The organism is Pseudomonas frederiksbergensis, assembly GCF_003732275.1.
GTDB classification, from domain to species: domain Bacteria; phylum Pseudomonadota; class Gammaproteobacteria; order Pseudomonadales; family Pseudomonadaceae; genus Aquipseudomonas; species Aquipseudomonas frederiksbergensis_H.
In genome coordinates, this window is record NZ_MOBM01000039.1 from 170,741 (window position 1) to 193,645 (window position 22,905).

Here is a 22,905-nt window from a genome sequence, read left to right on the forward strand (position 1 = left end):
CATCAGGTTCTTTGCGTGTTGCCGAAAAGATCGCAGCCTCGTTTCACTCGACAGCTCCTACACAGCGCCTACATTGACCGCGTTCGACAACAACCCTGTAGGAGCTGTCGAGCGCAGCGAGGCTGCGATCTCTTGATCTTTATTTCTTCGCCGCAAACAACGCATCGAGCTTCTGCTCGAAGGTGTGGTAATCGATGCGATCGTAAAGCTCCATGCGCGTCTGCATGGTGTCGATGACGTTCTGCTGCGTGCCGTCGCGGCGGATCGCGGTGTAGACGTTTTCCGCGGCTTTGTTCATCGCACGGAACGCCGACAGCGGGTACAGCACCAACGACACGTCGGCAGCAGCGAGTTGCTCGGTGGTGTACAGCGGCGTCGCGCCGAATTCGGTGATGTTGGCCAGGATCGGCGCTTTCACGCGGCTGGCGAACAGCTTGTACATCTCAAGCTCGGTGATCGCTTCCGGGAACACCATGTCGGCGCCGGCTTCGATGCATGCGGCCGCGCGTTCCAGCGCAGATTCAAGACCTTCCACCGCCAGGGCGTCGGTGCGGGCCATGATCACGAAGCTGTCGTCGGTGCGGGCATCGACGGCCGCTTTGATGCGGTCGACCATTTCCTGCAGCGAGACGATCTCTTTATTAGGACGGTGACCGCAGCGCTTGGCGCCGACCTGGTCTTCGATGTGAATCGCCGCCGCGCCGAACTTGATCATCGACTTCACGGTACGGGCGACGTTGAACGCCGAGGAACCAAAACCGGTGTCCACGTCCACCAGCAGCGGCAGGTCGCAGACGTCAGTGATGCGGCGCACGTCGGTCAGCACATCATCCAGACCGGTAATCCCCAGGTCCGGCACGCCGAGAGAGCCGGCAGCCACCCCGCCACCCGACAGGTAAATAGCCTTGAAACCGGCGCGCTTGGCCAGCAGTGCGTGGTTGGCGTTGATCGTGCCGACCACTTGCAGCGGATGCTCGCTGGCGACCGCATCGCGGAAACGCTGGCCTGGAGTGCTCTTGTTGGAACTCATGACTCACCTCGTTCAGTGGCTGTCGGGTTAGCGCCGTCCTGGTAGTGACGGGCGATATTGCGTTTGGAGGCGCCGATGTGACGGCGCATCAACAACTCGGCCAACTCACCGTCACGGTCGGCGATGGCATCGAGAATTCGGTGGTGTTCGGCAAACGCCTGGCGCGGCCGATTGGGCGTGGTGGAAAACTGGATGCGGTACATGCGCACCAGCTGATAGAGCTCACCGCACAGCATCTGGGTCAGGGTACGGTTGCCGCTGCCCTGGATGATCCGGTAATGAAAGTCGAAATCGCCTTCCTGCTGGTAGTAACCGACACCGGCCTGAAACGCCGCATCGCGCTCATGGGTTTCCAGCACCCGACGCAGTTCGTCGATTTCTTCGACCGTCATGCGTTCAGCCGCCAGACGGCACGCCATGCCTTCCAGGGATTCGCGAATTTCGTAGAGTTCCAGCAATTCAGCGTGGCTCAGCGACACCACCCGCGCCCCGACGTGCGGCACGCGAACCAGCAAGCGCTGCCCTTCCAGACGGTGAATAGCCTCACGCAGTGGCCCGCGGCTAATGCCGTAGGTGCGCGCCAGCTCCGGCTCGGAGATCTTGCTGCCCGGAGCGATCTCGCCTTTGACGATGGCCGCCTGAATACGTCGGAAGACGTTTTCGGAAAGCGTTTCCGAGTCGTCCTGAACTGTGACCGGGGGATCGAGTTGATCCAGCATATTGTCGACACCTTGAAAACCAATGCCGCAAAAACTAGCGAATATGGCCGGTTACGTCAAAGGATAATTCGATATTGTCGACAATCGTCTAATAACCACGCTGCACCATAAGGAAGCAACACCTCAAGTTATAGCCGTCGGCCAGCGCTGGCGCCATAAACCCACCGTGCTAGAATGCCGCCCGCATTTGCTTGTCATCTGCATTGCCTGTCATAAAAAACGGATAGGCATACGAGGGAGCTTGTGCAGCAATGCCAGGGCCTTGAATTGAAGAACGGACCGCTGCGCACCAGGATTTATGAGACTCACGCCCTTCACCACATTCCTTTGTCTTTTTGGCCTGCCAGGTTTCGCCGCGGCAGGGGAAAAGACTGTGTACGGCCTCAATGAGTACGCTTCGCTGGATGGCATCAATCTGGAAGTCGCCGCCAAACTCGACACCGGGGCGAAAACCGCTTCGCTGAGTGCCCGCGACATCAAACGCTTCAAACGCAATGGCGAGTCCTGGGTGCGCTTCTATCTGGCTATCGACGCCGCGCATTCGCACCCGATCGAACGACCGCTGGCCCGTGTCAGCAAGATCAAGCGCCGGGCCGGTGACTACGACCCGGAAGAAGGCAAGAAGTACACCGCCCGTCCGGTCATCGAGCTGGATATCTGCATGGGTTCGGCGTTACGCAGCATCGAAGTGAACTTGACCGACCGCAGCGCCTTCCAATATCCGCTCTTGATCGGCTCCGAGGCACTCAAACGTTTCGATGCGCTGGTCGACCCCAGTCTTAAATACGCTGCTGGCAAACCCGCCTGCGCCACCGACGCTCATACCGCAGAGTAATTCCAATGCGCTCTCTTACCCTCCATCTGAAACTGCTGATCGCCATCCTGGTGGTGCTGGGCATTTCAGTTACGGCCTATCAGATTTTCGTGCTCGGAATTCCGGTAACCGAAGACGCTACCGACGACTTGTGGAACATCGACGCCAAGGTCGAGTTCGTCGCCAACGCCAAAGACCCGATCAAGATCCAGATGTTCGTGCCGCCGCTGAGCCGCGACTACGTGAGCCTCAACGAGAGTTTCATTTCCAATAATTACGGCGTGGCGGTGAACCGGGTCGACGGCAACCGCAAGGTCACCTGGTCGGCGCGTCGGGCCAAGGGCAACCAGACCCTTTATTACCGACTGGTGCTGACCAAGCGCTACAGCGGCGAAAAATCCAAGGTCAAAGGCCCGACCTTTCGCGACAGCATCGCCGTCGAAGGCCCGGAAAAAATCGCCGCCGAAGCCTTGCTCGCACCGATCCGCCAACACTCGGCCGATGTCGAAACCTTCATTGGCGAAGCCATCAAGCGCGTCAACAATCTCAATGACGACAACGTGAAATTGCTTCTGGGCGGCGATCCATCCACCGCGAACAAAGCAAGAATCGTCGAACTGGTACTGTCCATCGCCCACGTGCCGGTGGAAAAGGTCCATACCATTCGTCTGGTGGCCGATCAGCCGCAAATGCCTGAGCTCTGGTTGCGCAGCTTCAACGGCACCGACTGGCTGTACTTCAACCCGGAAACCGGTGAACAGGGCCTGCCCACCGACCGCTTGCTGTGGTGGACCGGCGACGAAAACCTGATCACCGTCGATGGCGGCAAAAAAGCCAACGTCACCTTCAGCCTGAACAACAGCGAAATGAACGCCATTCGCCTGGCCAAGCTGACCGATGAAAACTCCGACGCCAACTTCCTCGACTACTCGTTGTACGGCCTGCCACTGGAAACCCAGCAGACCTTCATGATCATGGTGATGATCCCGATCGGTGTGCTGGTGATCCTGATCCTGCGCAACCTGATCGGCATTCAGACACTCGGCACCTTTACCCCGGTGCTGATCGCCCTCGCCTTCCGGGAAACCCAGCTCGGCTTCGGTATTGTGCTGTTTACGATTATTACGGCGCTGGGGCTGTCGCTGCGTTCCTACCTTGAGCACTTGAAACTGCAAATGCTGCCGAGGCTGTCGGTGGTGCTGACCTTCGTGGTGGTACTGATCGCGGCTATCAGCCTGTTCAGCCACAAACTCGGCCTGGAACGCGGCTTGTCGGTGGCGCTGTTCCCGATGGTGATTCTGACCATGACCATCGAACGCCTGTCGATCACCTGGGAAGAGCGCGGTGGCGGCCATGCCATGAAAGTGGCAATCGGCACGCTGTTCGCAGCCTCCCTGGCACACCTGATCATGAGCGTGCCGGAGCTGGTGTACTTCGTGTTCACCTTCCCGGCGATCCTGCTGATCCTGGTGGGTTTCATGCTGGCCATGGGTCGCTATCGCGGTTATCGCCTGACCGAACTGGTGCGTTTCAAGGCTTTCCTCAAGAAGGCTGAAGCCTGATGTTCGGTCTCTGGAAGACCTGGAAAGCCCTTGAGGCCCGGGGCATCATGGGGATCAATCGGCGCAACGCAGACTACGTGCTCAAGTACAACAAGCGCAGCCTGTACCCGATTGTCGATGACAAGATCATCACCAAGGAACGCGCCATCGCCGCCGGCATCCACGTGCCGGAGCTGTATGGCGTGATCTCCACCGAGAAGGAAATCGACAACCTCGGCGAGATCATCGGCGGGCGTACCGATTTCGTGGTCAAACCAGCCCAGGGCGCCGGCGGTGACGGCATTCTGGTGATCGCCGACCGCTTCGAGGGCCGCTATCGCACGGTGTCGGGCAAGATCATCAGCCACGAGGAAATCGAGCACCAGATTTCCAGCATCCTGACCGGCCTGTACTCGCTCGGCGGTCACCGTGACCGCGCGCTGATCGAATACCGCGTGACCCCGGACCAGATCTTCAAAAGCATCAGCTATGAAGGCGTGCCGGACATTCGCATCATCGTCCTGATGGGCTATCCGGTGATGGCCATGTTGCGCCTGCCGACCCGCCAGTCCGGCGGCAAGGCCAACCTGCACCAGGGCGCCATCGGCGTCGGTGTCGATCTGGCCACAGGCCTGACATTGCGCGGCACCTGGCTGAACAACATCATCAACAAACACCCGGACACCACCAACGCAGTGGACGGTGTGCAACTGCCCTACTGGGACGGTTTCATGAAGCTCGCTGCCGGCTGCTATGAGTTGTGCGGGCTGGGTTACATCGGTGTCGACATGGTGCTCGACCAGGAAAAAGGCCCGCTGATTCTTGAGCTTAACGCCCGGCCCGGGTTGAACATTCAAATCGCCAACGATTGCGGGCTGACGTTGCGTACCCACGCAGTCGAAGCGCGGCTGGAAGAATTACAGGCCCGCGGGATAATCGAAACAGCGCAGGAGCGCGTGGAGTTCGTTCAGGAAATGTTTGGGCATATTCCTGCGGTTGAGGGCTGACCTGTGGCGAGGGGGCTTGTCGGTCTGTCTGATACAACCTGACTTGGGGCCGCTTCGCTGCCCGACGGGAGCAAGCTCCCTCGCCACAGGTAAACCTCCCTCGCCACAGATGTATCTCTTGCCGACATCCCCTCTAGGAGCAAATCCTGCAGAGGACTACAATCGCTCCCCCGCCTCGATGGCTGATCTACCCCGCCCATGTTGACCTGTTCCGTACACCCGCTGCCCTATCGCGCCAACCCCGCCGAATACTTTGCGGCGATTCGTCATGCCCCCGGTGCCGTGCTGCTCGACAGCGGTCGGCCGAGCGCCGAGCGTGGGCGTTATGACCTGTTCAGCGCCTGGCCGCTGGAGCAACTGGCTGTATTACCGGATGAAAGCGGCAGCCATTTCCTGCAACGCCTTCGCGACAACCTGACGCGACTCGGCGAAGCCACTGTTCCTTTCGACCTGCCTTTCGCCGGTGGCCTGATCGGTTATCTGAGCTACGACTTCGGCCGGCATCTGGAAAACCTGCCGAGTCAGGCACGGGACGATCTGCAATTGCCCGACGCACGATTTGGGCTGTACGACTGGGCCCTGATCAGCGATCACCACTTGGCCACCAGCCAACTGGTGTTCCACCCGGCGCTGATGAACAGTGAACGACAGCGGCTGATCGAACTGTTCACGCAACCTGCACCTCCGAAGATCGAGCCTTTCAAACTGGACGGCCCGATGAGTGCCGACCTGAGCGCCGATGACTATCGACAAGCCTTCGAACGCATTCAGCAGTACATCCAGGCCGGCGACTGCTATCAGGTCAACTTCGCCCAGCGCTTTCGCGCGCAATGCCAAGGCGATCCGTGGGCCGCGTACTGCGCGCTGCGGGCGGCGTGCCCGACACCGTTTTCCGGCTTCCAGAGCCTGCCCGATGGCGACGCCGTGCTGAGCCTGTCGCCGGAGCGCTTCGTCAAAGTCAGCGAGCGCCACGTCGAAACCCGCCCGATCAAGGGCACCCGCCCCCGCGGCCTGACTGCCGCTGAAGATGCAGCGAACGCCGCCGAACTGCTGGCCAGCCCCAAGGATCGCGCGGAAAACCTGATGATCGTCGATCTGCTGCGCAACGACCTCGGCCGCACCTGCCGCATCGGCTCGGTGCGGGTGCCGGAGTTGTTCAGCCTGGAAAGCTATCCGAACGTGCATCACTTGGTGAGCAGCGTTACCGGCGAGCTGGCGGATGACAAGGATGCGCTGGATTTGATCGCCGGCAGCTTCCCCGGCGGCTCGATTACCGGCGCGCCAAAGATTCGCGCGATGCAGATCATTGATGAGCTGGAACCGACCCGTCGTGGGTTGTATTGCGGTTCATTGCTGTACCTGGACGTGCGTGGCGAGATGGACAGCTCCATCGCCATCCGCAGTTTGCTGGTCAAGGATGGGCAGGTGTGCTGTTGGGGGGGTGGCGGGATCGTCGCGGATTCGGACTGGCAGGCGGAATATCAGGAATCGATAACCAAGGTAAAGGTGTTGCTGGATACTTTGCGGGACCTCTGATATCGGGCTTCTGTGGCGAGGGGGCTTGCCCCCGTTGGGGTGCGAAGCGCCCCCCCCCAAACCCCGACACCGCGAATCTTCAAATAGAACGCATGCACCGGTTTACGACTGCTTCGCAGCCGAACGGGGCGATGCGGCGTTCCGACAAGCCCCCTCGCCACAATATTGTGTTTACAAACTCAACGCCCGATTCGAAGCCTTGATGAACTCTTGCTTCAGCTCGGCAAAACTATGCACCGCCGGGAACTGTGGAAATTCGCGAATCACATTGTCCGGCGCATGGAACAGAATCCCGGCATCCGCCTCGCCCAGCATCGTCGTATCGTTGTAGGAATCCCCCGCCGCGATCACCCGGTAGTAGAGGCTCTTGAACGCCAACACCGACTGACGCTTGGGATCTTTCTGACGCAACTGATAGCCCGTAACCCGACCGGCATCGTCGGTAATCAGACGATGGCAAAGCAAGGTCGGGAAGCCCAGTTGACGCATCAGCGGCTGGGAGAATTCGTAAAAGGTGTCCGACAGAATCACCACCTGAAAGCGTTCACGCAGCCAGTCGACGAATTCGCTGGCGCCTTCCAGAGGCTTGAGCGTGGCGATCACCTCCTGGATGTCGGAAAGCTTCAGGCCGTGCTCGTCGAGAATCCGCAGGCGCTGCTTCATCAACACGTCATAGTCGGGAATGTCCCGAGTGGTGGCCCTGAGGGAGTCGATCCCGGTTTTTTCGGCAAAGGCGATCCAGATTTCCGGGACCAGTACACCTTCAAGATCCAGACAGGCAATTTCCACAAGACACTCCCATTTTGTACTGTTTATTGAGTCGAGCGAGCAAAAGGACTGCCGAACTCTAGCGACTCGTCCTTCTCTGCGCAACGCAGAGGGCGCACCAGCCGCCGCAGGATTTTGTTACCATCAGGCATATATAGAGCGCCCAGCGCCACCGACCTGTAGGAAGCCGCCCTGATGAGCCCATCGTTCGATGTCGTGGAACTCGCCACGACCTATGCCAACAAATCCGCCCAGGACATCCTGAAACTCGCGTTCGCCGAGTTTGGCGATGACCTGTGGATATCTTTCAGCGGTGCCGAGGATGTGGTGCTGGTGGACATGGCCTGGAAGCTGAACAAGAACGTCAAAGTGTTCAGTCTCGATACCGGCCGCTTGCACCCCGAGACCTACCGCTTCATCGAACAGGTGCGCGAGCACTATAAGATCGACATCGAAGTGGTATCGCCGGACTACACCAAGCTCGAACCTTTCGTGAAGGAAAAAGGCCTGTTCAGTTTCTACAAGGACGGCCATGGCGAGTGCTGCGGCATCCGCAAGATCGAGCCGTTGCGTCGCAAGCTGTCGGGCGTGACAGCCTGGGCCACCGGCCAGCGTCGGGACCAGAGCCCGGGCACTCGCAGCGCGGTCGCGGTGCTGGAAATCGATACCGCGTTCTCCACCCCGGAACGCACCCTGTATAAATTCAATCCGCTGGCGCAAATGACCAGCGAAGAGATCTGGGGCTACATCCGCATGCTGGAGCTGCCGTATAACAGCCTGCATGAGCGCGGCTTCATCAGTATCGGCTGCGAGCCTTGCACCCGTCCGGTGCTGCCGAACCAGCATGAGCGCGAAGGTCGTTGGTGGTGGGAAGAAGCCACACAGAAAGAATGCGGATTGCATGCGGGCAATATCATCAGCAAATCCAAAGCCTGATAGAGCAACTGACGCCGAAAATCAAAAGATCGCAGGCTTCGCCAGCTCCTACGCCAACCGCGTACACCCGTGATGCTGCGGCGTACGCAACCTCCGTAGGAGCTGCCGAAGGCTGCGATCTTTTGATCTTAAAAATCTGCACACAGAAATGTCATCATAGGTGCCATATCTGTGTGCACTTTTCATTTCAGCGCCCCGAAAAATCACCTCCTGCCCTGACTTCCCCAGTCCCAACAAAGACCCAATGGCGATTATGACTACAACCTTTGCGTCAATTTACGTGTCGTGGTGGCGTTCATTCCGGCAGCCTTTATCGCCATTGCCTTGGCCCTGGCGCCAGGTTTCGACAGCGTTTCGCCGTTCTCCTGGCTGATTGGCGCCGCGATTGCAGGGATGCTCGGCCCGGCAACGTCGGGCCGCAGAACCACTTCGCTCTAAAAGGACCTCCCATGCGAATTCTCGTGGTCAACGTCAACACCACCGAATCCATTACCCAGGCCATCGCCCGCCAGGCCCAATCCGTGGCCTCGCCCGGCACGGAAATCATCGGCCTGACCCCGCATTTTGGTGCCGACTCCATCGAAGGCAATTTCGAAAGTTATCTGGCTGCTATTGCGGTGATGGATCGGGTCATGTCCTACGATCAGCCCTTCGATGCGGTCATCCAGGCCGGTTATGGCGAGCACGGTCGCGAAGGTTTGCAGGAGTTGCTCAACGTGCCGGTGGTGGACATCACCGATGCCGGCGCCAGCACTGCGATGTTCCTCGGGCATGCCTATTCGGTGGTCACTACACTGGACCGCACCGTGCCGCTGATCGAGGATCGCCTCAAACTGTCCGGTCTTTGGGACCGCTGCGCGTCGGTACGGGCCAGCGGGTTGGCAGTGCTGGAGCTGGAGTCCGATCCAGAGCGTGCGCTGGAGGCGATTGTTCGACAGGCGGAACTGGCGGTGAGTGAAGACAAGGCCGAGGTGATCTGCCTGGGCTGCGGCGGCATGGCCGGGCTGGACGAGCAGATTCGTCAGCGCACCGGCGTGCCGGTGGTGGATGGCGTGACCGCGGCGGTAACCATTGCTGAATCGCTGGTGCGGTTGGGGTTGTCGACGTCGAAAGTGCGGACGTATGCGACGCCTCGGCCGAAGACCATTATTGGTTGGCCGGGGCGGTTTGGCAGGTAGACCGCGTTATCGTTCTTCGCGAGCAGGCTCGCTCCCACAGGAAATTTGTGAACGCCACAGACCCCATGTGGGAGCGAGCCTGCTCGCGATGGCCACACCTCGGTCCCAAGCCAGGTTCAAAGCGCACTGAACCGCTGCCCCACCCCCTGCTCCGCAAACTGCTCAATGATGAAATCGACAAACGCCCGGGTCTTGCCCGGCAGCAGTTTGTGCTCGGCGTAATAGATAGAGATGTTGCCGTCGTCGACATACCAGTCAGGCAACACCCGCTGCAACGTCCCGCCATCCAGATAACCCACGGCGAACGGCATGCTGACCAATGCGATACCCAGCCCCTGGGCCGCCGTGGCACAAGCGGCTTCCGAATCGCTCATGGTCATCCGCGCCTTGAGCGTCAGCGGGCTGTGTTGCCGAGTTCGACTGGTCAACTGCCAGGAGCGCACGCGCCCCGTCTGCGGCGAGCGTATCAAGATGCCATCGTGGTGTTTGAGGTCGTCGGGCTCGACGATCGCCTCGTGCCCCGCCAGGTACTCGGCTGAAGCCACCAATACCCGATGGGCAGGAGTCAGCTTGCGCGCCACCACGCCCTGTGGCAGTTCGAATCCGCCACCAATCGCTGCATCGAAACCCTGACCGATCAGGTCGACCTGACGGTTATCGAAATGCCAGTCCGGGTTGATCGCCGGAAAGCGCCGCAGAAACTCGCCCAGCAACGGCACGATGTACAAACGCCCGAACACTGTGCCCATGCTGACTTTCAATGTACCGGCGGGACGCCCTTCGGCGCTGGCCAGGTTGGCCACGGCATTCTGGATCGTGTGCAGGCTGGCGCTGACTTCGCCGAGAAACAGCTGGCCGGCCTCAGTCAGCGTCAGGCTGCGCGTGCTGCGCTGGAACAACCGCACCCCCAGTCGCGCCTCCAGCTTCGCCACGCTCTTGCCCACCGCCGCTGGCGTCAGGCTCAAGCGCCGCGCAGCTTCGGCGAAGCTGCCAACCTCGGCGCTGCGCACGAAGCATTCGATACTGCTGAAGGTTTCCATAAGCGTCACTATAAACTTTTGGTTTACACAGACTATAGCAATGACGGTCTACCCGCAGGGTAATGCGAGGCCGATACTCGACTCCAACAACAAGGCAGCCCGCCTTGAATTTCTGGAGATCGACATGACCACTCAACACCTCAGCGGTAAAGTAGCTCTGATTCAAGGCGGTTCACGCGGCATCGGTGCTGCCATCGTCAAACGTCTGGCCGCAGAAGGCGCTACCGTCGCCTTCACTTACGTCAGCTCTACCGCCAAAGCCGAAGAGTTGCAAAACAGCATCACCAGCGCTGGCGGCAAAGCCCTGGCCATCAAGGCCGACAGCGCCGACGCCGTCGCCATTCGCAATGCAGTGAACGCCACCGTCGAAGCCTTCGGTCACCTGGACATCCTGGTCAACAACGCAGGCGTTCTGGCCGTCGCACCACTGGAAGACTTCAAACTCGAAGACTTCGACCAGACCCTCGCCATCAACGTGCGCAGCGTATTCATCGCCACCCAGGAAGCGGCCAAACACATGACCGAAGGCGGTCGCATCATCAACATCGGCAGCACCAATGCCGAGCGCATGCCCTTCGCCGGTGGCGGCCCGTACGCCATGAGCAAATCGGCGCTGGTCGGCCTGACCAAAGGCCTGGCTCGCGATCTCGGCCCACGGGGTATCACCATCAATAACGTGCAACCGGGCCCGGTCGACACCGACATGAACCCCGCCAGCGGCGACTTCGCTGAAAGCCTGATCCCGCTGATGGCCGTGGGCCGTTACGGCAAAGTGGAAGAAATCGCCAGCTTCGTCGCCTACCTTGTCGGTCCCGAAGCCGGCTACATCACTGGTGCCAGCCTGACCATCGACGGTGGTTTCGGCGCCTGATACAGGTCACGGCGGGAGCGGGCCTGCTCGCGAAGGCGTCGTATCAGTCGACATTGATGTTGCCTGACACTCCCTCTTCGCGAGCAAGCCCGCTCCCACATTGATACCGGCATTAAGCCCACTCGAGTGCCGGCAGGCCACATGCACCGGGCTTGAACGCCTTCAACGTACGAAGAATGCCATCGGCGTGTGCGTACTTTTCGTCGGCCATCGCCGCATCCGGGATCGCAATCGCCGTCATCCCCGCCGCTTTCGCCGCAGTGACGCCGAACGGCGAATCTTCGAACACCAGGCAATCCTCAGGCGCAACACCCAGGCGCCGCGCCGCCGTCAGGAAGATATCCGGCGCCGGTTTGGCTGCGCCCACTTCCGGGTCATCAGCGGTAACGATGAAGTCGAACAGCGCAAACCAGTCCCGGTGCAAGGTGGTTTTCTGGCTGAACGACTGACGTGAAGAACTGGTGCCCACCGCAATAGGAATGTTGTTGGCCTTCAAATGCCGAACCAACTCCTCTGCGCCAGGCATCGCCAGCGCTGTCGGAAAACGCTCGCGCATCAGCGGTTCGCGGATCACCAGAAACTCTTCGGCAGTAATCGGCAGGTCCAGCGCCTCGACCACATAGCGCGCCAGATCACCTGCGCCACGACCGATGATGTTCTGTTTGACGCTCCAATCGAAGGTCCGGCCATAACGCCCGGCAATGATGGACGTGACCTCGGTGTAAATGCCCTCGGTATCCAGCAACAAGCCGTCCATGTCGAAAATCACGGCCTTGATCGGGCCGAACTCATCCAAGGGTGCATTCATCGCATCTGATCCGTTTTCTCATGACATCCCAGGAGCGGCTAAGGCACGACCGGGTCCGTGATGGATTAAAGGGTTCAGCAGCATAGCGAGCGCGGTTGGCAGAGAGCAACGGGCAATGCCTGGCGGATACAAAAAACTGTGTCGAGGCGCCAGCGATGATTTAGCGACTTGCCCTACACCAAACACCTCCTTTCCCGACTTCTTTCCTCGTTGATCCCCCGCAAAGTCTTGCGCTCCTAATTGATCAGCGCGAGGGATTGCGAATGTTCGAACCTGACAAGGTCCTGGCCTTGAACAACGCCATCGGTCTGCTGGTGGTCGCCGCCATGAATCCCGAGCAGCCGGACGTCGAAGCGTTGCTCGGCGATTTTCGACTCTGTCTTAACGACTACGAGGCCTGGGCGGAAAACTTCTGGACCGGTGGGGCGCTGAATGTCGAGCAGGTGTTCAAGGTCGGTAACGAAGTCCGGCTCAGCGCACCGAAGGACTCCACAACCCCTGTCAGTTCGACGCTCGCCATGTGCCCGGCCAGCGGTCCATTGACCCTGATGCACCTGTTTGAAGCCGCGCGTTTCGTGCCGATCGGCAATACGCCGGTGATGCTCGAACCGGTTATCTCGCAGCGTAATGGTGAACTGACGTTCGGCAAGCCCATCCACGAAACCATCGGCCCCAGCGGCATCCTCGAAATCCCCGAATGCTGGCGCGGCCAGCGCTATCGCATCACCTTCTTTCCCAATGTTTCCACTGAGCACATCAAAGCGCTCTACGCCTCCTATCAAGACGTGATCGGTGAGCTGGAAGGCTGGTTGCGCAATGAATGGACGAATGAATTTCAGCCCTTATGGGCAGGTTTTTCCGAGGCAGGGTTTACCCAGCGCTACGGCCTGCTGCAACAGGCCGACTGGCGCGGCTTCGAGCGCACGCTGCACGGTTTGTGGGATGACGTGAAGCAGGTCTACGCCCTGGTGGCAGACCTGCAAACCAACAGCGAAAAACTCCTTGAGTACCTGACCCAAGGCGAGCTTGAGACGCTGCTGAATGCCTCGTCTGAAGCCATCGCCAATGTGTTGCTGATGTTGAGCGATGAGCCGTTGATGTTCATCCATCTCGCGGCCTTTACCAGTTGGCTGAGGATGCTTCCGCCGCAGTACATCGCCGAAGTCGTGGCGCAAATTCGTACAGAACTGTTGATCAGTTTCCTGCTGGTGCGCCTCACTGGCCCCACGGGCCTGAAGCTCGGCATGAGCGCCAAAGTATTGGACAAGATCAAGTCCCGGCAGGCCCGCCAGTGGTTGGCGGCGGCCAGTTTGCGGCTGGCAGAACTGACGGCCAGATCTGACCTGACAGCCCACGCTGGCGCGCTCAAACCGCTCGTGGTCAGCGCGCGCAATGCACCACTGAAACCGGCACCGACAGTTCCGTTACAGATCAACACCGGCGACTCACCGGTTGTGCGGGTAAACAATCCGGTTGCCATTGCTCGCGACAAGTCCGACGCGATGACCCGGCTGGGGCGTCACAAACCTCACGACGACGCACCGAATCAGGCAAAAAACCCCAATGGCGACAGTGCCGATTGCGCGGCACTGACCTGCACCAACAACTGTCCGGTGTCGATGGTCACCGGTGAAGAACTGCTGACCCTGACCGACGGTTCGCTGGACGGAATCCTACCGTTCGACTTCACCCGGCTCTACCGCACCAGCGCGGTGGAGATCGATTGCGGGCTGGGCTGGGGCTGGAGCCATTCGCTGGCGCAGCGGTTGGAGCTGGACGATGAACAGGTCGTCTGGGTCGACCATGAAAACCGTCGTACGACGTTTCCGCTGCCGAGCGTCGAGCGCCCGGTGATCCACAACATCCTGTCGCGGGCGGCGATTTATCTCGGCGATGCCCCGGAAGAACTGATCCTCGCCCAGGCCGGCGGCGACGCGCGTTTTTATCACTTTCATAACGGTCGGTTGACGGCGATCAGCGACGCCTACAACAACCGCCTCCATATCACCCGCGACCGTCAGGAGCGCATTCAACGCCTCGATAACGGCGCTGGTCGTTCGTTGCTGTTGTGCTACGAGCGCAGGCACCTCGTCTCCGTCGAATACCAGTCGTTTCATTCCAGCGATACCTTGGGCGAAGCGTGGCGTACAGAGCAGACGCTGGTTTTCTATCGCTACGACGCCCGCCAACGCTTGATCGAAGCGACTAACGCCGCTGGCGAGAGCGAGCGTTACGACTACGACGATCGGCACGTGATTCTGCAGCGGCAACTGGCCGGTGGCGCGAGTTTCTTCTGGGAGTGGGAACGGTCTGGCAAGGCAGCGCGATGCGTGCGGCATTGGGCGTCGTTTTCACAGATGGACACGCGGTACATCTGGGATGATCAGGGCAGCGTCACGGTCCAGAACATCGATGGCAGCGAAGAGGTTTACGTCCACGATGACCGGGCGCGGCTCGTGCGCAAGGTCGAGCTGGACGGTGGCGAACACCTCAAGGCCTATGACGATCAGGGTCGGCTGATTGCAGAGCAGGATCCGCTCGGGGCCGTCACCGAATACCGCTACGACGAAGTCGGAAGGTTGGTGGCGCTGATTCCGCCGCAAGACGAGCCAACATCCTACGAATATCGCAATGGTTTCCTGCATGCACGCTATCGCGGCAAAGCGGTGTGGAAATATCAGCGCAATGCTCAGGGGGATGTCACCGAAGCCACCGATCCGGATGGCCAGGTCACTCACTATCACTACGACACTCAGGGGCGTTTGCTGTCGATCCGCTTCCCGGACAACGGCCGGCATGTCTTCATCCGGAACGGGCTGGGACAACTACTCGAAGAGACCTTGCCGGACGGTGGTCAGAGGCGCTTTTCCTACGACGCGCTAGGCCGGCAGACGACCCGTCAGGACGAACACGGTGCGCTCACCCAGTACCAATGGGATACCGTCGGCCGACTGCTCCAGACGATTTTGCCTACTGGCGCTAGCCGCGCCTTTAGTTACAACGCCTATGGCAAGATCACCGCCGAACGCGATGAACTGGGCCGCGTCACTCGCTATGAATACGCCGACGATTTGCACCTTGTCAGCCGCCGCATCAACCCCGATGGAACGCAACTGCGTTATCGCTACGACAACGCGCAGTTACGGCTCACGGAAATCGAAAACGAATCCGGTGAAAAATATCGGCTGGATTACACGCCCAACGGCCTGATCCGACAGGAAACCGGCTTCGACGGCCGCCGCACCGCTTATAGCTACGACCTTAACGGCCACCTGCAGGAGAAAACCGAGTTTGGCGATGACGACTCCCCGCTGGTTACGGGGTATCAACGGGATTCGGTCGGACGCCTGATGGTCAAGACCTTGCCCGACGGCGTCAAGGTCAAGTACTGCTACGACCGCCTCGGCCGACTGGTCAGTGTCGACGACGGCCACGACCATCCGCTGGAATTCGAATACGACACCCAGGACAGGCTGATCACCGAGCACCAAAGTTGGGGCACCTTGCGTTACCGCTACGACGCCTGCGGCCAGCTCAACCACCTGCGCCTGCCGGACAACAGCAAACTCGATTATCACCACGCCAAGGGCGGCGCGCTGACGGCCATTGACCTCAACGGCACACGCCTCACCACCCACCAGTTTGCCTTCGGTCGCGAACAAAACCGCCAACAAGGTCTGTTGCTCAGCGAATATGCCTACGACGACCAGGGCCGGCTGAAAGCCCATGCCGTCAGCCAACATCAACATCCGCTGTACCGTCGCGACTACGCCTACAGCGCCAATGGCAATCTCGAGCATATTGCCGATACCCGCCACGGTCAGCGCAGTTACCAGTACGACCCGCTCGACCGCCTGATCCGCGTCCACCATTCCCGCGACCAATCGCCGGAAAGCTTCGCCCACGACCCGGCCGGTAACCTGCTGATGCAGGACCGTCCTGGCGCCGCGAAGGTGCTGGGTAATCGCCTGCTGATGCAAGGCGACCGGCATTACGACTACGACGCCTTCGGCAACCTGATTCGCGAACGCCGCGGCACCGCGCAAAAACTCGTCACCGAATACCGCTACGACTGCCAGCACCGGTTGATCGGCGCCACCTTGCCCAATGGCAGCCAAGCGACTTACCGCTACGACGCCTTCGGCCGCCGTATCAGCAAAACCGTCGACGGCAAAACCACCGAATTTTTCTGGCAAGGCGACCACCTCGTCGCCGAACACAGCCAGGATCACCATCGCAGCTACATCTACGAACCCGGAACCTTCCGTCCACTGGTCATGCTCGACGGCAAAGGACCGCGCCAAGCGTGCCCGTTCTACTACCAACTCGACCACCTCGGCACACCGCAAGAACTCACCGACTACAGCGGCGACATCATCTGGGCCGCCCGATACACCGCCTATGGCCGCCTCACTCGCCTAAACCGCGACACTCACCAGGTTCTCGATCAGCCGCTGCGCTTTCAAGGGCAGTATTTCGACGCGGAAACCGGCCTGCACTACAACCGGCATCGCTACTACAATCCGGATGTCGGGCGGTATCTGACGCCGGACCCGAGCAAATTGGCGGGTGGGTTAAACGGCTATCAGTACACGCGCAATCCGGCGGGTTGGGTTGATCCGTTGGGGTTGAGTGATTGTCCTGGGAGGGACGGGTGTAAGAAGCCGTCGTTTGGGGATGAGGATCCGGCGGGCAAGGTGGGAGTTGATGAGGGGGAGCCCGGAACCCCAAATCCAAAACAAGAGAACTATTATTTATACCGTGGTGACGACCGAGAACCATGGGAAATTTTTGAGGCAGAATTTGAACCCTTGGGAGACAGTACAGATCTGTATTTGCATGCATCAGATAACAGAAGCCCTCCCAGTTACTTTGTCAGCACTACGACAAACGAAAAAGAGGCAAAAAAGTTTGCCACAGGCTACGGTCTTGCTGACGGCTATATATATGTGCTGAAAAACATTCGCGGCATCGATGTAAATAAAGAATTGGGCATGATGTCACCACATCGACGTGAGGATGAGATAGCGTTCCCAGGAGGAATAAAAAATCACGACATCGTGGGCGTCACCCCCATCTACGATGATGGTAGCTATAAGGGCTACTCAATACCCAACCCTTTCAGGAAGTAACCATGAAAACAATAGAAATTTTAATAAACAATCATGGGATCATAGAAAGGGCCACACTCGAATGCGACAGAAAAAAACCGACACTCACATTTACAATGCAAAGTGGTTTAAAAAAAACTTATACCGCCTATGACCTTTACGTATGCTTTGGCATGTTAAGAGCCGACTACCCTGAGATAAAATTTCTGTGCAAAGGAGCCAAATTAAATGTTCATCCTTCACGAATGTCGTCCCAAATGTCTAGCGGTTTAGTCGCATACGAACTTAAACTTGGAAAACCTGGCGAAGAAGAGGACATAGTACGAATTTTCGACTACGAAGACGAAAATATTACTAGCAACATTGAAGAGCAAAAGACATTCTATAAAAAATGGATCGAGTCATTAATTATTACAACGCAAAAAAAAACCTGAAGATAATACTCAATAAAACAACCAACAACATAGAATCATAAACTCACGCAACACGCTCATCGAGCAAATGCGTCAAGCATCAGTGACGTCTGTGAAAAACATCCAAAGCCCAGCTCGACGCTGGGCTCAGTTCTACAGTAAACACTCTGACTTAACCGCCAGAACCACCGGTTTTACCTCCATTTTCCGCTCCACCACCGCTCTCATCAATTTTAAAATCACCTGACTCTCCAGACCCACTTCCAGAACCACTCTCCATCGAACCTCCCTCGCTCATCGACCCACTCCCCTTCCCCGGGCTGGTGCTACTTCCACTGGCATCGCCGCCATTCCCACCACCAATGGTGTCCGGTGGCGGCGCCTTCCCGTCCGAGGTACCTGCATTCATTTCCGAGTAAGGTGGCATCCCGCCCTTGTCGACCGGCGCATCGCGGCCAGAAGATTGAGCAAACGCCGTCAATGAACTGATCGACAATAAGCCGACCACTGTCAGGGTCGTCAGTTTTGACCTGATCATGGCGCACCTCCTTAAAAGAGTGCTTTACCTGATGTCTGGCAGCGGTCGCTTTTTAAAGGTGCCGCGCAATCGACGGGCGGCGATGGATCGCTGCGCAGGCTTCAGCTCGGTTCTCCCGATAGATCGTCACCGGCAATGTCCGGGTCATCGGGATTGGCTTCCACATCCCCGCGCTTCACATCATCGGTATCGGTGGGCACCTGCTCCACGCCGGTGTCGTCATCGTCGGGCGGGCGCTGATCGCGACTCAGGGAGTCGGTGGGTGAAGGCAGCGGATATTCGGGGGTATCGTCGTCGATATCGGAGTCTTTTGGATCAGCGTTCATAACGCACCTCTCAATGGACCTGAAAAGCAGATCCTGACATTTCGAGGACAACACGATAGACACGGTTCGATCAGAGGGACGATCGGTCGGCCCGACCGCAAATCCTTGTCACTCGTCATCTTCCTCGTCGTATTCGTCGTACTCACAATTGCCCACATCGCCTGCATCATCGGCATCGTTGAGCGGCACCGTGGCGTCATCCATCAGAGATCCCGGATCTTCGTTGCCAGGATCGTTCGGACCTTCATCTTCCATGCCTTCGGCTTCCGGAGTCATGACATGCCTCACAACGTTCAGGGGTGTATGACGTTCGAGGCGTCCCACGGGCAAACGTTCCTGAGCCCTACTGACAGAAACGAAAAACCCGGCGCTGGGCCGGGTTTCTACTGTCTAAGAAACTCGATATCGAGTTAGCGATGCTTGTACTTGTTTTTATGCTTGTGTTTATAGTTGCCGCCACCTGAATGCGAGCTGCCGCTGTCATTACCCAGGTTGCTGCCCACCGCGCCACCGGCTGCACCGCCTACGCCTGCGCCAATGGTCGAACCAGTGGAGCCGCCCAAACTATTGCCGATCACCGAGCCGCCCGCTGCGCCGATACCGCCGCCAACAGCCGCTTCTGTTCGACTGCCCTTGCGCGCACCAACCGCGCTGCCTGCCGCACCGCCGACGCCAGCGCCAACCGCCGCTCCTGTGCTGCCGCCTAGTTGACCGCCGACCACGTTACCTAACGCGCCACCAAGACCACCGCCCACTGCAGCGGTGCCGTCACCGGCAGCCATTGCACCCTGAGCGACCAAAAGTCCTAAAACCACCGTGGACAATGTCAAACGCATGATATGAACCTCTAATTTCCGCATCGAGGGAAGAACGTGCCGCGGATAGGCCTCAGCCTGGCCTCTGCGTCTGTTAAACAGCAAAGCGAATACCAACTGTACGAGATTTGAGCCACATGCGGGAGAAACGTTCCAAAACGAAAAAGCCCGGCATCGAGAGCCGGGCTTTTTCAGCGGATCATTAGGATCAGTGGCGCTTTTTGGACAGATTGCTGCCCACGCCGCCACCCAATGCACCACCCAGGCCGGCGCCGATGGTGGACCCTGTCTTACCGCCCAGGCTGTTGCCGATCACAGAACCGCCCGCCGCGCCGACACCGCCGCCGATGGCCGCTTTGGTGCGGCTGCCTTTGCGTGCTGCAACAGCACTGCCGGCTGCGCCCGCTACGCCAGCACCAATCGCTGCACCTGTGCTGCCGCCCATTTTCTGACCGACCACATTACCCATCGCGCCACCCAGACCACCACCGAGTGCGGCAGTGCCATCACCGGCAGCCATCGCACCTTGAGCAACCAAAAGGCCCAGAACCAGAGCAGGCAGTGTCAAACGCATTACGAGAACCTCAAAAAAGGGGGAAACCGAAAGGCCGGAGATTGAATGCTTTAGAGGAGGCAAAGTCCAGACACAAACACGGAACAACCTCGTCATTGGCGACGGTTGGACAGCATTTATGGAAAAGGTTTTATGACAGGCAAAAAAAAGCCCGCTGGGGAGACGGGCTAGGGTACTGCTTTCTAACGGATGAGCTGAGACTACGTAGGCGGGTGTGAAAAGTTTGTGAAAAAAACCACTAGCGCTCGCAAAGTTGTAGGACGTTTCCCCGCATGGCCTCCAAGCCACGCTTTCTACCCTTCAAAAACAAGAAACCCCGCTCAATGGCGGGGCTCATACGAGTCACTGTTTACTTCCGGGAAGGCGCACCCAGCTTGGGCATGAATTTCGATTTCGGCCCTCGAGTTCGAGGCACTGTAGATTTGATTTTGTTGATTTTGATACGGTCTTCACCGAAGCTCGGCACATAGTCCGTCTGACCACACTGCACGCAATTATTGATTGGAAACTCCGCCCCGTCGTCTTCGATATACGGCTCAGTCATATCTTCGCTCCTCTCAACGGGTCGATACCGGCAAGCCCTATTTGCCTGAAAAATATCGACCACCCAGGATTTTGAGACTAGTCGGTCATTCCCGGACTTGTGATTCCGATTGTTACGTGCCCGACGAATGGCCAGCGCTTGCTTCCTACAAAATCAGATGGCGAACAAACAAAACGAGTACGCCCTTGGCACGGCGCCCCCATGATTTTTTCACACCGACTTACCGCAATTTGACCGCCGTCCCAGTCACAAACACCACCACCATTCCACCCTTGCCGGCCGGCATGCTGATCTCATAATCGAGCCCTACCACTGCATCCGCCTGAAGCGCCCGCGCCCGCTCCTTGATCTCATCGGTCGCCTGAATCCGCGCATCCTTCAATGCCCGCTCCAACGTCTGAGAGCGACCACCGAAAAAATCCCGCATCCCGGCGAACAGATCGCGGATCACATTGACGCCCTGCACCGACTCGGCGCTGACGATGTCCAGGTATGCAGTGATTTGCCGACCTTCGATGGTGTGGGTTGTGGTGGTGATCATGAAATGTCCTTGTTCAGAGCTGTCGTCGATAGGGTGAAACGACGGGGAAAACGGCGCGAGAATTGAGTATAGAGATCGATTACCGTCGAGGGTTTGGCAGTCTAACAGGGGGGCTGAACTCACCTAAAATGGGGCTTTGAGGGCGGTTTGAAAAGGTCGTACCCGAAAAGGAGACAAGTCCTACATATCGTTCGGAAGCCACACGCCGTTCGCGCATTGCTCTGGTTTGGAATGCACGCCTATAGTCTGGATGTCGCCCAAATGGCGGCTCGGGTTTGGCGACTCGATGACGAAAGTGCAGAAGCCTCCAGGTTAATTTGCGGAGCGCTTCTGCGCGCAATAAGCTGCTCCATGGTAGCTGTGCGCGGGAGACCTTTGGGTCTGCCGGTTTTCCTTTTGTCCCGGTTCGCCAACCTGCGTACAGCCGCCACCTATTCGTTTGGCGACGAATGAGTGGTGGTTCTCCCTAATTCATCTGGAGCATCACTCATGCAGCAATACATGGCCCTCACCAGCAACGCCGACGACCAACCTACGCTGTTTGTCGACACCACAAAACCTCTGCATATATTACTCGACGCAGCTGGCTATCGAATCCGCGCCGTCACTCAAGTTCTGGAAAACCTCGCAATGCGCGGTGATATTGCCAGCGACTCGGTGATTCTTAGCGACTTCGCGTTGCTTTGCGCTATTCCACTGCGGGATGGGTGTGATGTGCTGGATGTAATTGGGCGGAGGCTGGATAAAATGCCGGATTGATAAATAAGAAATGGGCGACCAGACAGTCGCCCATTTTGGTGTTAGCGACAGGAGCTTTGCGTGCCAACAAACCCGAAAATAAATTCGGTAACCGCCAAACAGTGCAAAGAAAAACTATGAGGCACAAAAGATGAATAAGCATATCGGATCTGACTTCGATGACTTCCTTGCCGCGCAAGGTCTTGCGGAAGAGGTTTCCGCTGCAGCTCTCAAGCGCGTCATTTCCTGGCAAATTGCTGAGGCTACGAAGCTGAACCCTTGCCGAGCAGATGCATACAAGCGGCACCGCAGTGGATTGGGCACTCGATCAAAATAACTCAAGCATGACATTGGCCCCTGCCCCCTCAGAAAACCAAGCCCCTAATCTCGAGTCCTGTAGGGATTAGAGAAGCTTGATCAACACCGCAGTAATAGTTGCCACCGTCACGATCAGGCCAGTCGCAACGCCTACCGGATACCAAAAAATCTCACAGGTCATCTTGCCAGCTTCGGCGTTGAGCTTGTGCTGTTCAGCCATCAGCTTGACGATTTCCACGCGAACCTTTTTCAGCTCCGCCTGTTTCATGGTGAACTCCTGCATAACGTGTGCGCGTCCGTTACAGATAATGGGGCGCTTCTTGTCTGCTGCCCTTTGAGTCATTTTGCACCCTGAAGGCGCAAAACCAATACTCCTCACAGTGCAACTCATATGAGGTGCAAAAACCGATAAAAGCCCCCAACCATCTGGCTTTCCAGCATTGCTTCCCACACGTCAATCAATCTTCCTACATCAATTTCGGAAGCGCCTTCGCTGATGCCGATATGCATGAAATCCAGACACCAGAAACCACAAAACCCCTGACTTCTCTCGAAATCAGGGGTTTGGGTTACATCGAATTTGGCGGTGAAGGAGAGATTCGAACTCTCGATACAGTTTCCTGTATACACACTTTCCAGGCGTGCTCCTTAAGCCACTCGGACACTTCACCGTATCTCGTCAAACATGTTCTGTCTGTCGAGGCGCGCTAATGTAGTCGAAAGCTTTTCTGATGGCAAA

At 58.1% G+C, this 22,905-nt stretch carries 24 protein-coding genes, 1 tRNA gene and 2 pseudogenes; 12 read left to right on the forward strand and 15 right to left on the reverse strand.

Annotation, left to right across the window (positions count from 1 at the left end):
• Positions 1-139: 139 nt before the first annotated feature.
• Complete coding sequence (gene prpB, locus BK662_RS26695; protein WP_038979899.1) at positions 140-1,030, reverse strand: methylisocitrate lyase; 891 nt, start codon at positions 1,028-1,030, stop codon at positions 140-142.
• Positions 1,027-1,749, reverse strand: a complete 723-nt coding sequence (locus tag BK662_RS26700; RefSeq protein WP_007902102.1) for a GntR family transcriptional regulator — start codon at positions 1,747-1,749, stop codon at positions 1,027-1,029. The genes prpB and BK662_RS26700 overlap by 4 nt, the downstream gene beginning before the upstream one ends.
• Before the next feature lie 298 nt (positions 1,750-2,047).
• Here BK662_RS26700 and rloA point away from each other — a divergent pair, with 298 nt between their 5' ends.
• From rloA to pabB, 4 genes are all read left to right on the forward strand, one after another.
• A complete protein-coding gene (gene rloA, locus BK662_RS26705) occupies positions 2,048-2,584 on the forward strand; it encodes a retropepsin-like aspartic peptidase RloA (RefSeq protein WP_123360056.1) in 537 nt (178 codons plus the stop codon).
• Positions 2,585-2,589: 5 nt separating this feature from the next.
• A complete protein-coding gene (gene rloB / locus BK662_RS26710; protein ID WP_123360057.1) occupies positions 2,590-4,125 on the forward strand; it encodes an osmotic stress tolerance membrane protein RloB in 1,536 nt (511 codons plus the stop codon).
• Positions 4,125-5,111 carry an alpha-L-glutamate ligase-like protein gene (locus BK662_RS26715; RefSeq protein ID WP_123360058.1) on the forward strand — a complete coding sequence of 329 codons (987 nt, stop codon included), beginning with the start codon at positions 4,125-4,127 and terminating at the stop codon, positions 5,109-5,111. The genes rloB and BK662_RS26715 overlap by 1 nt, the downstream gene beginning before the upstream one ends.
• Positions 5,112-5,309: 198 nt before the next feature.
• Complete coding sequence (gene pabB, locus BK662_RS26720; protein WP_123360059.1) at positions 5,310-6,647, forward strand: aminodeoxychorismate synthase component I; 1,338 nt, start codon at positions 5,310-5,312, stop codon at positions 6,645-6,647.
• A gap of 171 nt (positions 6,648-6,818) precedes the next feature.
• On the opposite strand, the gene thrH is transcribed toward pabB, so the two are convergent.
• Positions 6,819-7,436, reverse strand: a complete 618-nt coding sequence (gene thrH, locus BK662_RS26725) for a bifunctional phosphoserine phosphatase/homoserine phosphotransferase ThrH (RefSeq protein WP_008074130.1) — start codon at positions 7,434-7,436, stop codon at positions 6,819-6,821.
• 174 nt (positions 7,437-7,610) lie between these two features.
• On the opposite strand from thrH, the gene BK662_RS26730 reads away from it, so the two are divergent.
• From BK662_RS26730 to BK662_RS26740, 3 genes and pseudogenes are all read left to right on the forward strand, one after another.
• Positions 7,611-8,351, forward strand: a complete 741-nt coding sequence (locus BK662_RS26730; RefSeq protein ID WP_008074131.1) for a phosphoadenylyl-sulfate reductase — start codon at positions 7,611-7,613, stop codon at positions 8,349-8,351.
• A gap of 240 nt (positions 8,352-8,591) precedes the next feature.
• Positions 8,592-8,750, forward strand: a pseudogene (locus tag BK662_RS26735) (NCS1 family nucleobase:cation symporter-1); the annotation flags it as partial.
• A gap of 50 nt (positions 8,751-8,800) precedes the next feature.
• Entirely contained in the window at positions 8,801-9,529 is a 729-nt protein-coding gene (locus BK662_RS26740; RefSeq protein WP_123360060.1) for an aspartate/glutamate racemase family protein, read from the forward strand.
• 116 nt (positions 9,530-9,645) lie between these two features.
• On the opposite strand, the gene BK662_RS26745 is transcribed toward BK662_RS26740, so the two are convergent.
• The gene (locus BK662_RS26745; RefSeq protein WP_123360061.1) at positions 9,646-10,569 is read right to left on the reverse strand and encodes a LysR family transcriptional regulator; all 924 of its coding nucleotides are present in this window, start codon (positions 10,567-10,569) and stop codon (positions 9,646-9,648) included.
• Between the two features lie 124 nt (positions 10,570-10,693).
• On the opposite strand from BK662_RS26745, the gene BK662_RS26750 reads away from it, so the two are divergent.
• The gene (locus BK662_RS26750; RefSeq protein ID WP_123360721.1) at positions 10,694-11,440 is read left to right on the forward strand and encodes a 3-oxoacyl-ACP reductase family protein; all 747 of its coding nucleotides are present in this window, start codon (positions 10,694-10,696) and stop codon (positions 11,438-11,440) included.
• A gap of 112 nt (positions 11,441-11,552) precedes the next feature.
• Here BK662_RS26750 and BK662_RS26755 read toward each other — a convergent pair whose 3' ends face one another.
• Complete coding sequence (locus BK662_RS26755; protein ID WP_123360062.1) at positions 11,553-12,248, reverse strand: HAD-IA family hydrolase; 696 nt, start codon at positions 12,246-12,248, stop codon at positions 11,553-11,555.
• Positions 12,249-12,511: 263 nt separating this feature from the next.
• On the opposite strand from BK662_RS26755, the gene BK662_RS26760 reads away from it, so the two are divergent.
• Both BK662_RS26760 and BK662_RS26765 read left to right on the forward strand, forming a co-directional pair.
• The gene (locus tag BK662_RS26760; RefSeq protein WP_123360063.1) at positions 12,512-17,380 is read left to right on the forward strand and encodes an RHS repeat-associated core domain-containing protein; all 4,869 of its coding nucleotides are present in this window, start codon (positions 12,512-12,514) and stop codon (positions 17,378-17,380) included.
• 2 nt (positions 17,381-17,382) lie between these two features.
• Entirely contained in the window at positions 17,383-17,793 is a 411-nt protein-coding gene (locus BK662_RS26765; protein WP_123360064.1) for a hypothetical protein, read from the forward strand.
• 151 nt (positions 17,794-17,944) lie between these two features.
• Here the strand turns inward: BK662_RS26765 and BK662_RS26770 are convergent, their stop codons facing one another.
• From BK662_RS26770 to BK662_RS26795, 7 genes are all read right to left on the reverse strand, one after another.
• A complete protein-coding gene (locus BK662_RS26770) occupies positions 17,945-18,310 on the reverse strand; it encodes a hypothetical protein (RefSeq protein WP_123360065.1) in 366 nt (121 codons plus the stop codon).
• Positions 18,311-18,411: 101 nt separating this feature from the next.
• Positions 18,412-18,636: a hypothetical protein gene (locus tag BK662_RS26775; RefSeq protein ID WP_123360066.1), complete on the reverse strand. Its 225-nt coding sequence runs from the start codon at positions 18,634-18,636 to the stop codon at positions 18,412-18,414.
• A gap of 108 nt (positions 18,637-18,744) precedes the next feature.
• On the reverse strand, positions 18,745-18,912 hold the full coding sequence (locus tag BK662_RS34940) for a hypothetical protein (RefSeq protein ID WP_185047192.1): 168 nt from the start codon (positions 18,910-18,912) through the stop codon (positions 18,745-18,747).
• A 134-nt stretch (positions 18,913-19,046) separates the two neighbouring features.
• Positions 19,047-19,472, reverse strand: coding sequence for a glycine zipper domain-containing protein (locus BK662_RS26780; RefSeq protein WP_123360067.1), 426 nt, complete (start codon positions 19,470-19,472; stop codon positions 19,047-19,049).
• A gap of 187 nt (positions 19,473-19,659) precedes the next feature.
• Positions 19,660-20,025, reverse strand: coding sequence for a glycine zipper domain-containing protein (locus tag BK662_RS26785; protein ID WP_123360068.1), 366 nt, complete (start codon positions 20,023-20,025; stop codon positions 19,660-19,662).
• 349 nt (positions 20,026-20,374) lie between these two features.
• On the reverse strand, positions 20,375-20,569 hold the full coding sequence (locus BK662_RS35560; RefSeq protein WP_008072999.1) for a hypothetical protein: 195 nt from the start codon (positions 20,567-20,569) through the stop codon (positions 20,375-20,377).
• Between the two features lie 220 nt (positions 20,570-20,789).
• A complete protein-coding gene (locus tag BK662_RS26795) occupies positions 20,790-21,110 on the reverse strand; it encodes a YbjQ family protein (RefSeq protein WP_007902143.1) in 321 nt (106 codons plus the stop codon).
• Positions 21,111-21,599: 489 nt separating this feature from the next.
• Between BK662_RS26795 and BK662_RS26800 the strand changes: the two genes are divergently transcribed.
• Positions 21,600-21,869 carry a short-chain dehydrogenase gene (locus tag BK662_RS26800; RefSeq protein WP_123360069.1) on the forward strand — a complete coding sequence of 90 codons (270 nt, stop codon included), beginning with the start codon at positions 21,600-21,602 and terminating at the stop codon, positions 21,867-21,869.
• Between the two features lie 130 nt (positions 21,870-21,999).
• Positions 22,000-22,255, forward strand: a pseudogene (locus BK662_RS26805) (Fis family transcriptional regulator).
• Here BK662_RS26805 and BK662_RS26810 read toward each other — a convergent pair.
• From BK662_RS26810 to BK662_RS26815, 3 genes are all read right to left on the reverse strand, one after another.
• Entirely contained in the window at positions 22,252-22,434 is a 183-nt protein-coding gene (locus tag BK662_RS26810; RefSeq protein ID WP_123360070.1) for a hypothetical protein, read from the reverse strand. The pseudogene BK662_RS26805 and the gene BK662_RS26810 sit on opposite strands and share 4 nt — an antisense overlap.
• Positions 22,435-22,553: 119 nt before the next feature.
• Positions 22,554-22,676 carry a hypothetical protein gene (locus tag BK662_RS35565; RefSeq protein ID WP_259695961.1) on the reverse strand — a complete coding sequence of 41 codons (123 nt, stop codon included), beginning with the start codon at positions 22,674-22,676 and terminating at the stop codon, positions 22,554-22,556.
• A gap of 71 nt (positions 22,677-22,747) precedes the next feature.
• Positions 22,748-22,837: transfer RNA gene (locus BK662_RS26815), tRNA-Ser, on the reverse strand.
• Positions 22,838-22,905: the final 68 nt, after the last annotated feature.

Excerpts from the sequence above, each read along its gene's own strand:
- BK662_RS35565 (WP_259695961.1), bottom strand. The coding sequence starts at position 22,676 with ATGCATATCGGCATCAGCGAAGGCGCTTCCGAAATTGATGTAGGAAGA.
- BK662_RS26750 (WP_123360721.1), top strand. The coding sequence starts at position 10,694 with ATGACCACTCAACACCTCAGCGGTAAAGTAGCTCTGATTCAAGGCGGT.
- BK662_RS26740 (WP_123360060.1), top strand. The coding sequence starts at position 8,801 with ATGCGAATTCTCGTGGTCAACGTCAACACCACCGAATCCATTACCCAG.
- BK662_RS26775 (WP_123360066.1), bottom strand. The coding sequence starts at position 18,636 with ATGAACGCTGATCCAAAAGACTCCGATATCGACGACGATACCCCCGAA.
- pabB (WP_123360059.1), top strand. The coding sequence starts at position 5,310 with ATGTTGACCTGTTCCGTACACCCGCTGCCCTATCGCGCCAACCCCGCC.
- prpB (WP_038979899.1), bottom strand. The coding sequence starts at position 1,030 with ATGAGTTCCAACAAGAGCACTCCAGGCCAGCGTTTCCGCGATGCGGTC.
- BK662_RS26745 (WP_123360061.1), bottom strand. The coding sequence starts at position 10,569 with ATGGAAACCTTCAGCAGTATCGAATGCTTCGTGCGCAGCGCCGAGGTT.
- BK662_RS26730 (WP_008074131.1), top strand. The coding sequence starts at position 7,611 with ATGAGCCCATCGTTCGATGTCGTGGAACTCGCCACGACCTATGCCAAC.
- BK662_RS26715 (WP_123360058.1), top strand. The coding sequence starts at position 4,125 with ATGTTCGGTCTCTGGAAGACCTGGAAAGCCCTTGAGGCCCGGGGCATC.
- rloB (WP_123360057.1), top strand. The coding sequence starts at position 2,590 with ATGCGCTCTCTTACCCTCCATCTGAAACTGCTGATCGCCATCCTGGTG.
- BK662_RS26760 (WP_123360063.1), top strand. The coding sequence starts at position 12,512 with ATGTTCGAACCTGACAAGGTCCTGGCCTTGAACAACGCCATCGGTCTG.
- rloA (WP_123360056.1), top strand. The coding sequence starts at position 2,048 with ATGAGACTCACGCCCTTCACCACATTCCTTTGTCTTTTTGGCCTGCCA.
- BK662_RS26755 (WP_123360062.1), bottom strand. The coding sequence starts at position 12,248 with ATGAATGCACCCTTGGATGAGTTCGGCCCGATCAAGGCCGTGATTTTC.
- BK662_RS26770 (WP_123360065.1), bottom strand. The coding sequence starts at position 18,310 with ATGATCAGGTCAAAACTGACGACCCTGACAGTGGTCGGCTTATTGTCG.
- BK662_RS26785 (WP_123360068.1), bottom strand. The coding sequence starts at position 20,025 with ATGCGTTTGACACTGCCTGCTCTGGTTCTGGGCCTTTTGGTTGCTCAA.
- BK662_RS26800 (WP_123360069.1), top strand. The coding sequence starts at position 21,600 with ATGCAGCAATACATGGCCCTCACCAGCAACGCCGACGACCAACCTACG.
- BK662_RS26810 (WP_123360070.1), bottom strand. The coding sequence starts at position 22,434 with ATGAAACAGGCGGAGCTGAAAAAGGTTCGCGTGGAAATCGTCAAGCTG.
- BK662_RS26780 (WP_123360067.1), bottom strand. The coding sequence starts at position 19,472 with ATGCGTTTGACATTGTCCACGGTGGTTTTAGGACTTTTGGTCGCTCAG.
- BK662_RS34940 (WP_185047192.1), bottom strand. The coding sequence starts at position 18,912 with ATGACTCCGGAAGCCGAAGGCATGGAAGATGAAGGTCCGAACGATCCT.
- BK662_RS35560 (WP_008072999.1), bottom strand. The coding sequence starts at position 20,569 with ATGACTGAGCCGTATATCGAAGACGACGGGGCGGAGTTTCCAATCAAT.
- BK662_RS26795 (WP_007902143.1), bottom strand. The coding sequence starts at position 21,110 with ATGATCACCACCACAACCCACACCATCGAAGGTCGGCAAATCACTGCA.
- BK662_RS26765 (WP_123360064.1), top strand. The coding sequence starts at position 17,383 with ATGAAAACAATAGAAATTTTAATAAACAATCATGGGATCATAGAAAGG.
- BK662_RS26700 (WP_007902102.1), bottom strand. The coding sequence starts at position 1,749 with ATGCTGGATCAACTCGATCCCCCGGTCACAGTTCAGGACGACTCGGAA.